The 8,517-nt window shown below is 73.0% G+C and carries 9 protein-coding genes; 4 read left to right on the top strand and 5 right to left on the bottom strand.

Translation table 11 applies throughout. The annotated features are described in order from the left end of the window. A partial coding sequence (locus WML84_RS10500) for an aminotransferase class I/II-fold pyridoxal phosphate-dependent enzyme (protein WP_347346092.1) occupies positions 1 to 447 on the top strand: 447 nt, incomplete at its 5' end. Between the two features lie 128 nt (positions 448 to 575). Here WML84_RS10500 and WML84_RS10495 read toward each other — a convergent pair. Genes WML84_RS10495 through WML84_RS10480 form a run of 4 tightly spaced genes read right to left on the bottom strand, consistent with a single transcriptional unit; the run spans position 576 to position 4,593 of the window. Further along, positions 576 to 959, bottom strand: coding sequence for a Rid family detoxifying hydrolase (locus WML84_RS10495; protein ID WP_347346091.1), 384 nt, complete (start codon positions 957 to 959; stop codon positions 576 to 578). Positions 960 to 995: 36 nt separating this feature from the next. After that, positions 996 to 1,727 (bottom strand): IclR family transcriptional regulator, encoded by a 732-nt coding sequence (locus tag WML84_RS10490; protein WP_347346090.1) that lies wholly within the window; start codon positions 1,725 to 1,727, stop codon positions 996 to 998. Then, complete coding sequence (locus tag WML84_RS10485) at positions 1,727 to 3,325, bottom strand: amidohydrolase family protein (RefSeq protein ID WP_347346093.1); 1,599 nt, start codon at positions 3,323 to 3,325, stop codon at positions 1,727 to 1,729. Before WML84_RS10485 ends, WML84_RS10490 begins: the two co-directional genes overlap by 1 nt. Next, on the bottom strand, positions 3,325 to 4,593 hold the full coding sequence (locus WML84_RS10480) for an alanine racemase (RefSeq protein WP_347346089.1): 1,269 nt from the start codon (positions 4,591 to 4,593) through the stop codon (positions 3,325 to 3,327). Before WML84_RS10480 ends, WML84_RS10485 begins: the two co-directional genes overlap by 1 nt. Before the next feature lie 80 nt (positions 4,594 to 4,673). On the opposite strand from WML84_RS10480, the gene WML84_RS10475 reads away from it, so the two are divergent. Both WML84_RS10475 and WML84_RS10470 read left to right on the top strand, forming a co-directional pair. Continuing rightward, positions 4,674 to 5,570, top strand: a complete 897-nt coding sequence (locus WML84_RS10475) for a sugar kinase (RefSeq protein ID WP_347346088.1) — start codon at positions 4,674 to 4,676, stop codon at positions 5,568 to 5,570. Between the two features lie 25 nt (positions 5,571 to 5,595). Then, a complete protein-coding gene (locus tag WML84_RS10470) occupies positions 5,596 to 6,201 on the top strand; it encodes a bifunctional 4-hydroxy-2-oxoglutarate aldolase/2-dehydro-3-deoxy-phosphogluconate aldolase (RefSeq protein WP_347346087.1) in 606 nt (201 codons plus the stop codon). A 70-nt stretch (positions 6,202 to 6,271) separates the two neighbouring features. Here WML84_RS10470 and WML84_RS10465 read toward each other — a convergent pair whose 3' ends face one another. Beyond that, positions 6,272 to 7,612 (bottom strand): MFS transporter, encoded by a 1,341-nt coding sequence (locus WML84_RS10465; RefSeq protein ID WP_347346086.1) that lies wholly within the window; start codon positions 7,610 to 7,612, stop codon positions 6,272 to 6,274. Between the two features lie 149 nt (positions 7,613 to 7,761). Here WML84_RS10465 and WML84_RS10460 point away from each other — a divergent pair, with 149 nt between their 5' ends. After that, the gene (locus WML84_RS10460) at positions 7,762 to 8,451 is read left to right on the top strand and encodes a PAS domain-containing protein (RefSeq protein WP_347346085.1); all 690 of its coding nucleotides are present in this window, start codon (positions 7,762 to 7,764) and stop codon (positions 8,449 to 8,451) included. Positions 8,452 to 8,517 lie beyond the last annotated feature (66 nt).

Raw genomic sequence — 8,517 nt, 5'->3', positions numbered from 1 at the left:
CTCATCGGCGCGATCAGCACGCTGCAGTCGCAGACCTCGTCGTGCCCGTCGTCGATCAGCCAGGCCGCGGCCGCGGCGGCGCTCGACGGACCGCAGGACTTCGTGCGCGACTCGGTGGCGGTCTACCGCGAGCGGCGCGACGCCGCCCTGGCAGGGCTGGGGGCCGTCGACGGGCTCGAGCCGATCGCGCCGGACGGCGCGTTCTACCTGTACGTCGACTGCTCGGGGCTGATCGGCCTGGTCAGGCCCGACGGGCGGGCGCTCGAGGACGATCGGGACGTGACGATGTTCCTCCTCGAGGAGGCCGGCGTCGCCGTCATCCAGGGCTCGGCCTACGGCCGGTCGCCGTTCTTCCGCATCTCGTTCGCGACCGACCTCGACACGATCGAGCAGGCGACCGCCGCCGTCGCCGACGCGGTGGCGCGCCTGGAGCGGCCCGCCGCCTGAGCGCGCGCGCCTGACCTTCCTCGCGAGTCACTGCCCTCCCGCCGGGTCACTCCGCTCCTGCGCAGTGACCCGGTGGGAGCGGAGTGACTCGGCGTGGGGCTCGCGGCGCGGGGCCGGATGCCGCCGGGTCAGTCCGTCTGCGGGAAGACGGCGACGACGTCGATCTCGACGAGGATGTCGGCCAGCTGCGAGCCGACCGTCGTGCGCACCGGGTACGGAGCGGTGAAGAACTCGCGGTACGCGTCGTTGAACTCCGCGAAGTCGGCGAGGTCGGCCAGGTGCACGGTCGTCTTGACGCAGTCGTCGAGCGTGAGCCCGGCCTCGGCGAGCACGGCCTGGACGTTGCGGAGCACCTGCCGGGTCTGGTCGGCGACGCTCTCGGCGACGGCTCCCGTGGCCGGATCCTGCGGGCCGAACCCCGCGGTGTAGAGGAAGCCGTTCGCGACGATCCCCTGGCTGTACGGTCCCGCGGGCTGCGGGGCGCCGGTGATGTGGATGGCGGACTTGGCCATGTGTCTGTTCCTTTCTGTAGACGTGTGTTCCCCGCGTCAGCCGAGCTCGCGGGAGATCTGTGCGGCCGTGTGCTGCAGGAGGGGCAGGCGCTCCTGCAGTCGCGGGAGGTCCTCGACGACCCGCAGCGCGGTGAGCGAGAGCGCGCCGACGACGCCGGCCGGGCTCATGACGGGCACGGCGACGCAGTTCACGAAGTCCTCGAACTCGCCGTCGTCGGCGGCCCAGCCCTGCCGGGCCACGCGCTCCAGCTCGACGTCGAGCCGGGCTCGGCTCGTGATGGTGCGATCGGTGTAGCGGCGCCAGTCGACGTCCGCGAGCACGGCGTCGCGCCGATGCACGGGAAGCCCCGCGAGGATCGCCTTGCCGATCGCGCTGCACTGCGGACGCACCGCGGAGCCGACGCGGGAGTACATGCGGATCCCGCCGGAGTCCTCGGCCTTGTCGACGTAGACGACCTCGTCGTCGACGAGCGCGCCCACGTGCACGGTGTTGCCCACGGCGCGGTGCAGCCTCCGCACGTGCGCGAACGCGACGGAGCGCAGGTCGAGGCCCTCCAGCGCCGCATTGCCGAGCACCGCGAGCCGGAACGACGGCGCGTAGGCGCCGTCGGGCAGGCGACGCGCGAACCCGACCTGCACGAGGGTCTGGAGCTCGCGGAACATCGTCGACCGGTGGATGCCGAACGCCTCGGCCAGCTGCGCCACGGTGCTCGGCCGCGCGGCGATGACGTCGAGGATGTCGGCGGCCCGTTTCACGCTCTGCGACATCAGCCCTCCCCCGCGCGGCCGTCTCGCCGGAGACCACGACCGGGGAGCGCGCCGGTGAGCGCGCCGCCGGCCAGCACCGGCACCCCCGCGACGAGGACGTCGTCCACGCCGATGGCCTCGCGGAGGGGCTGGTCGTACGTCGCCGTGTCGGCGACGGCATCCGGGTCGACCACGGCGAGGTCGGCGACGGCGCCGATCCGCACGACGCCGCGCGCACCGAGCCCGAACCGCTCGACGGGGAGCGCGGAGAGGTGGCGGACGGCATCCGCCCACGACCACGTGCCCCGCTCGCGCACGTACTCGCGCAGGTAGCGCGCGAACGTGCCGCGCGCCCGCGGGTGCGGGTGGGCACCGACGAAGATGCCGTCCGAGCCGCCCATATGGCCCGGTTGGGCGAACACGCGGGCGAGCTCCTCGGGCGTGCGCTCGTGCCGGACGGCCATGACCGCGTTGACCTGGAGACGGGATGCCGCGAGCACGTCGAGCGCGAAGCCCGCCGCATCGGTGCCCGCGCGCGCCGCCGCGTCGTGCAGGGTCAGCCCGTGCGACCACGCGTACTCGGGCGCCGCGACGTGCGCGAGCGTGATCATGCGCGGCCAGTCCGGGCCGAGGCTCGCGCTGCGCGTGGCCCGGTCGATGCAGGCCCCGCGCAGCCGCGCGCGCTCGCCGGGGTCGGCCAGCACGCGCACGACATCGTCGACCGGGCGCACGGTGAGCTCGGGCGGGATCAGCGGCATGGCCAGGAGCGTGCACGCGCGCGTGTAGGGGTAGGCGTCGAACGTGGCGTCGACGCCGGCCTCGGCGAGCGCGGTGAGCTGTGCTCGCACGATGTCGGCGTCGGCGTGGAAGTGCGACACGTGCACCGGGAGCGGCGCGCCGGCCGCGGATGCCGCGAGCGCGGCGATCCGCGCCATCTCGGCGACGCCCTCGGCGGAGTTCGCCTCGTAGCCCCCGCGCATGTGACTGACGTACACGCCGCCGCGACGGGCGACCGGCACGCACAGCGCGGCGATCTCCTCGGCGTCCTGGAAGATCCCGGGCACGTAGTCGAGCCCGCTCGACAGCCCGACGGCCCCCTCGGCCATGCCCCGGGCGACGAGCTCGGCCATCCGTGCCCGCTGGGCCGCGTCGGCCGGCTCCGACCGCCGCCCGCACACCTCGAACCGCACCGTGCCCGCCGGCACGAGACAGGCGGCGTTCAGCGCCGACGCGCCGTCGACGCCGGCGAGGTAGCCGGCGACCCCGCCACCCCGATAGGTCGGATGCGGGCCGTTGATCGCCGCGAAGTACTCGGTCGCGTACGCGCCCGAGCCCGGCGCGTACGACACGCCGTCCTGGCCGGCGACGACCGTCGTGACGCCCTGGCGCAGCAGGGCGCGCTGGACGACCGGGTCGCCCAGCATGCCGTCGACGTGTGCGTGCGCGTCGACGAGTCCGGGCAGCACGAGCCGGCCCGTCGCGTCGAGCTCGCGATCGCCCCGACGCGCGTCGACCCGTCCGACGGCGGTGATCACGCCGCCTTCCACGGCGACGTCGGCGGGACGGGTCGCGCCCGCATCGGCGAGCGCGCCCCCGCGAAGCACGAGCCGTCCGGTCATCAGAACCACGTGCGGATCAGGTCGACGACCGCACCCGACTCCCAGGAGTCCACGACCGGCAGCAGCCGCCACTTGTCGAAGGCCGTGCACGGGTGCGACAGGCCGAGCGCCACGACCGCGCCGATCGGGACGTCGGCGCGCAGGAACGCGTGCTGGTCGCTCAGGGCCGAGACGGGGGCGTCGAGCGGCTCCCACGCCTCGCCGAGGTCGGCGGCGACGCCGCGCGCGCGGGGAAGCCCCTCGTCGTACGGGAAGTCGCGCTTGCCGCCGTCGAGGAGGGCGAGGCCGGGCTCGGGCTGCGACACCACGCGGGCCACGCCGCGCATCGCGGTGCGGAACCTCGGCGCTCCGGCCCCGGCCTGCGCGACGGCGTCGCCGAACGGCGAGATGCCCCGGTAGAAGCCGTCGTCGTGCACGAGGTAGGCGCCGGAGCGCAGCACGAAGCGCGCGCCGTCGGCGCCCGCACCCGCCTCGTGGAAGGCGTCGGCGACGAGGTCGAAGTAGGCGCTGCCGCCCGCCGTGACGTACACGTCGCCGTCGCCGTACAGCGGCGCGATGTCGCGGTGCAGCGCGACCAGTCGCTCGAGGTACGCGCGCACGGCGTCGAGGGTCGCCACCGACCGGTCGTGGCCGAGGATGCCCTCGTACCCCGCCACACCGGACAGCCGCAGCACGTCGGAGGCCGCGATCCGCTCGGCGACGGCACGCGCCTCGTCGACCGTGCGCGCCCCGGTGCGGGCGCCCGGCGCGCCGAGCTCGACGCACACGTCGACCGGCCGCGGAACGCCGACGGCGCGGAGGACCGTCTCCATGCGCTCGACGGTCGCGGGCGCGTCGGCCCAGCACACGAACCGGAAGGCCGGGTCGGCGATCTCGCCGGCGAGCCAGCGCAGGGAGCGCTCGTCGACCGCGCTGTTGGCGAGCATGATCGAGTCCACGCCGGCGTCGCGGGCGGTGCGCACCTGCCCCATCGTGGCGAGCGTGATGCCGAGGCTGCCGGCATCCCGCTGCCGGCGCCACAGCGCGGGGGCCATCGTCGTCTTGCCGTGCGGCATGAGCTCGAGGCCGCGCTCGCCGCACCACGTCGCCATCGTCTCGAGGTTGCCGCGCAGTGCCTCGTCGTCGAGGACGACGAGCGGGGTCCAGAACTCCTCGAGGCGCGGCGACGTGGCCAGGAACTCGGATGCCGTCGACCCGATCGCACGCGCCGGGATTCCCTTGTCGCGTGCGGTGAGCAGGGTGTCCTGCGCGTCGGCTCGCACCATCATCTCGCTCCGTCCTTTCGACTGACTGTGCAAATAATACGACGTCTGTTGTGATCAATGCACACTGACGTCATGATGGACCGGTGAGCACGCCCGCACCGCAGTTCCTCGCCCTCGGCGAGACGATGGCGCTCGTCACGCCCGCGCACGCGCAGCCGCTCGCCGACGCCGACGAGGTGCGGCTCGACATCGGCGGCGCCGAGTCGAACGTCGCGATGCACGCCGCCGCACTCGGCGTGCCGTCGGCCTGGATCGGCGCCGTCGGCGACGACGCACTCGGCCGTCGGGTGCTGCGCGCGATCGCCGCGGCGGGCGTCGACACCCGCTGGGCGCGCGTGGACCCCGCCGCGCCCACCGGCGTCTACTTCAAGGATCCCGGCCACGGCGTGCTGTACTACCGGCGCGGGTCGGCCGCGTCGCGCATGGGTCCCGAGTCCGTCGCCGGCATCCCGCTCGAGCAGGCCGCCGTCGTGCACGTGTCGGGCATCACCCCGGCCCTCTCCGACAGCTGCGCGGCGCTCATCGACGCGGTCGTCGACCGCGTCGGCGCGAGCGCGGCGCTCCTGAGCTTCGACGTCAACCACCGCGCCGCACTGTGGGCGCCGGGCGCCGCGGGCCCCGCGCTCCTGGCGTCGGCCCGGCGCGCCGACGTGGTGCTGGTCGGCCTCGACGAGGCGCACGCCCTGTGGGGCTGCGACGCCCCTGCCGCCGTGCGCGCCCTGCTCCCCGAGCCGCAGACGCTCGTGGTCAAGGACGGCGACGTCGGCGCGACCGAGTTCGACCGCGACGGCGCCCAGGACCGCGAGACGTTCGTGCCCGCGATTCCCACCGCGGTGGTCGAGGCGGTCGGCGCCGGCGACGCGTTCGCCGCCGGCTACCTCGCGGCGCTGCTGCGCGGCCGTCCGGCACCCGAGCGGCTGCGCGCCGGCCACGAGCGCGCCCACCTCGTCCTCCAGTCCACCAGCGACGTCGTCGCCTGAAACCCTCACCACCCCGGGAGCCCTCATGACCGACAACGCCGCATTCGACGAGATCTTCGGCGACGTGCCGCTCATGGCGATCCTGCGCGGCATGGGGCCGGAGCGCAGCCTCGCCGTGGCGACCACCGCGTGGGACCTCGGGATCGGCGTCGTCGAGATCCCGGTGCAGACCCCGGCCGACGTCGAGGCGCTGCGGCTGGTCGCCGACGCCGCCCGCGAGCGCGGGCTGATCGTCGGCGCCGGCACCGTGGTCACCGTCGACCACGTGCACGATGCGAGGCGCGCCGGCGCCGCCTTCACGGTCAGCCCCGGCTTCGACCCCGAGATCGTGCGCGCGTCGGCCGAGGCGGGTCTGCCGGCCCTGCCGGGCGTCGCGACGCCCACGGAGGTGCAGCTCGCCCTCCGCGAGGGCCTCACGTGGCTGAAGGCCTTCCCCGCGTCGCTCCTGGGCACGGGGTGGTTCGGCGCGATGCGCGGGCCGTTCCCGCAGGCGACGTTCGTCGCCACGGGGGGCATGGATGCCACCACCGCCGGCCCCTTCTTCGACGCGGGCGTCCGCGTGGTCGCGGTCGGCTCCGCGCTCGAGGACGAGGCACAGCTGCCCGCCCTGGCCGCGCTGCTCGCGCGGTAGGGCGCACCGGCATCCGTTCTGCACTGCCGGGCGGACGGCGTGACCGCCGCCCGCCCGGCGAGGAGCCCGTTCAGGATGCCGTCGAGAGGCTCAGCTCGTGCAGGCGCCCGGTGCCCGCCGAGCCCGGACGGATGGACGCCGTGGCCGTCGCGATCGCGCCCACCGCGCAGATCACGGCGGAGTAGATCACGACCGGCCAGAACGCGCCGCCCGCCGCCGCGACGAGCGCCGCGCAGATGAACGGTGCGAGTCCGCCGCCGAGGGTGTTCGACAGCTGATAGCCGAGGTTGACGCCGGTCATGCGGGCCTCGGGGTCGAACATCTCGCACAGCATCGTCGAGAGCGTCGCCTGCATCGCGACCCCGGGGATCACGAAGCCGATGATCATGCCGAGCCAGATCAGCCACATGTTGCCCGTCGAGTACAGCGCGAACGTCGGATAGACGAGGATCGCGAAGGCGACGCATCCGAAGATGTAGACCTTGCGTCTGCCGAACTTGTCCGAGATCGCGCCCCACGTGGGGGCGACGAAGATCTGGAACGCGCCCACGATCAGGGTGCCGATGAAGCCGACCTGAGCGGGGATCCCGATGTTGGTCACCATGTACGAGATCGCGTAGGTGAGCACCACGTATCCGGCGATCGACTGCGGCAGGCCGATGAGCACGCCCAGGATCGCGTTCTTCGGGTGCCGGAACACCTCGCGCAGCGGGTTGAGCTTCTTGCCGGTCTGGATCTGGATGGCCTGGGTGTCCTTGAACTCGTCGGACTCCTCCAGGTGACGACGCAGGACCACGGCGACGATCGCGAGCACGAAGCCGAGGATGAACGGCAGCCGCCATCCCCACTCCATGAACCAGGAGTTGCCGCCGACGCCGAGGGCGGCCATGAGGCCGGCCGAGCCCACGTTGGCGACGCCCGCACCGGTGATGAGGAACGCGCCGAAGAGGCCGCGACGGTTCGGCGGCGAGTGCTCGACGACGAGGGTGGCGGCTCCGCCCATCTCGCCGCCGACGAAGAAGCCCTGGAACATGCGGCAGATGAGCAGCAGGATGGGCGCCGCGATGCCGATCGACGCCTCGGGCGGGATCAGCCCGATGCCGGCGGTCGCGAGGCCCATGCCGATGACGGTGGACAGCAGCACCACCTTGCGGCCGATGCGGTCGCCGATGATGCCCCATACGACACCGCCGACGGGGCGCAGGAAGAAGCCGACCGCGAACGTGGCGAACGACGAGAGCTGGGCGACCACCGGGTCCTCGCTCGCGAAGAAGACGGCCGGGAACACCGTCGCCGCCGCGAGTCCGTACAGGTAGTAGTCGTAGTACTCCATCAGGGTGCCGATGGCACCGCCTGCGATCGTCTTGCGCTGTTCGCGGCTGAGCTTGGTGCCGGATTGCACCTGGGTCATGCGAGCCTCCTTACTCAGTGACCTGGGTCTTCTGCCGCCGGCGAGCCGTCTCGGCCTCGGCGTCGGCCTGGAGCAAAGCTAGCGGGATCTGAACACAATATCTAGGTCTCGTATCTTTTGTTCGGATCGGTCGTGCCTATGATCGAAGCATGTCGACACCGGTGCGCGTGGACGGCGACACCTTCGAGAGCGCCACGGACGTGCTGATCGCCCACCGTCAGGTCATGCGCGCGATCGCCGCCGCCGGAGGCCCGTCGTGCGAGGTCGTGCTGCACAACCTCGACGGCGCCGACGTCGACCTCGGCCACACGATCATGGCGATCGAGAACGGCCATGTCACCGGCCGCACCGTGGGCGGACCCTCGACGAGTCTCGGGCTCGACGTGCTGCAGAACCGGCAGAAGGACCACGACGCGTTCGGCTATCGCGGGTTCACGAGCGACGGCCGCGAGCTGCGCTGCTCGTCGGTCTACTTCCACAACAGCGCCGGCGACATCATCGCGGCGCTGTGCATCAACGTCGACCTCAGCGGGCTGCAGCACGCGCGCGCGATCCTGGACGGGCTGCTGCCCACGGCATCCGACTCGTCCGACAAGCCGGACGAGTACTTCGGACGCGACCTCGTCTCGGTGATGGACGCCATGATCACCGAGGCCATCCGCGAGACCGGCAAGCCCGTCGGCCAGATGAGCCGCGACGACAAGATCACCGTGCTCGAGACGCTCGACCAGCGCGGTGCGACGCAGATGCGCAAGTCGGTCGAGGCGATCGCGACGCGCCTGGGCATCTCGCGCGTGACCGCCTACGCCTACCTCGACGAGGCCCGCAGCCGCGCCTGACTCCCGTGACCGCACGAGTCACTGCTCCCGCACCGACTCACTCCGCTCTTGCACAGTGACCGGAAA

It is taken from the genome of Microbacterium sp., assembly GCF_039812165.1.
Lineage (GTDB): Bacteria > Actinomycetota > Actinomycetes > Actinomycetales > Microbacteriaceae > Microbacterium.
This window is presented reverse-complemented; position numbering and strand designations above follow the sequence as displayed.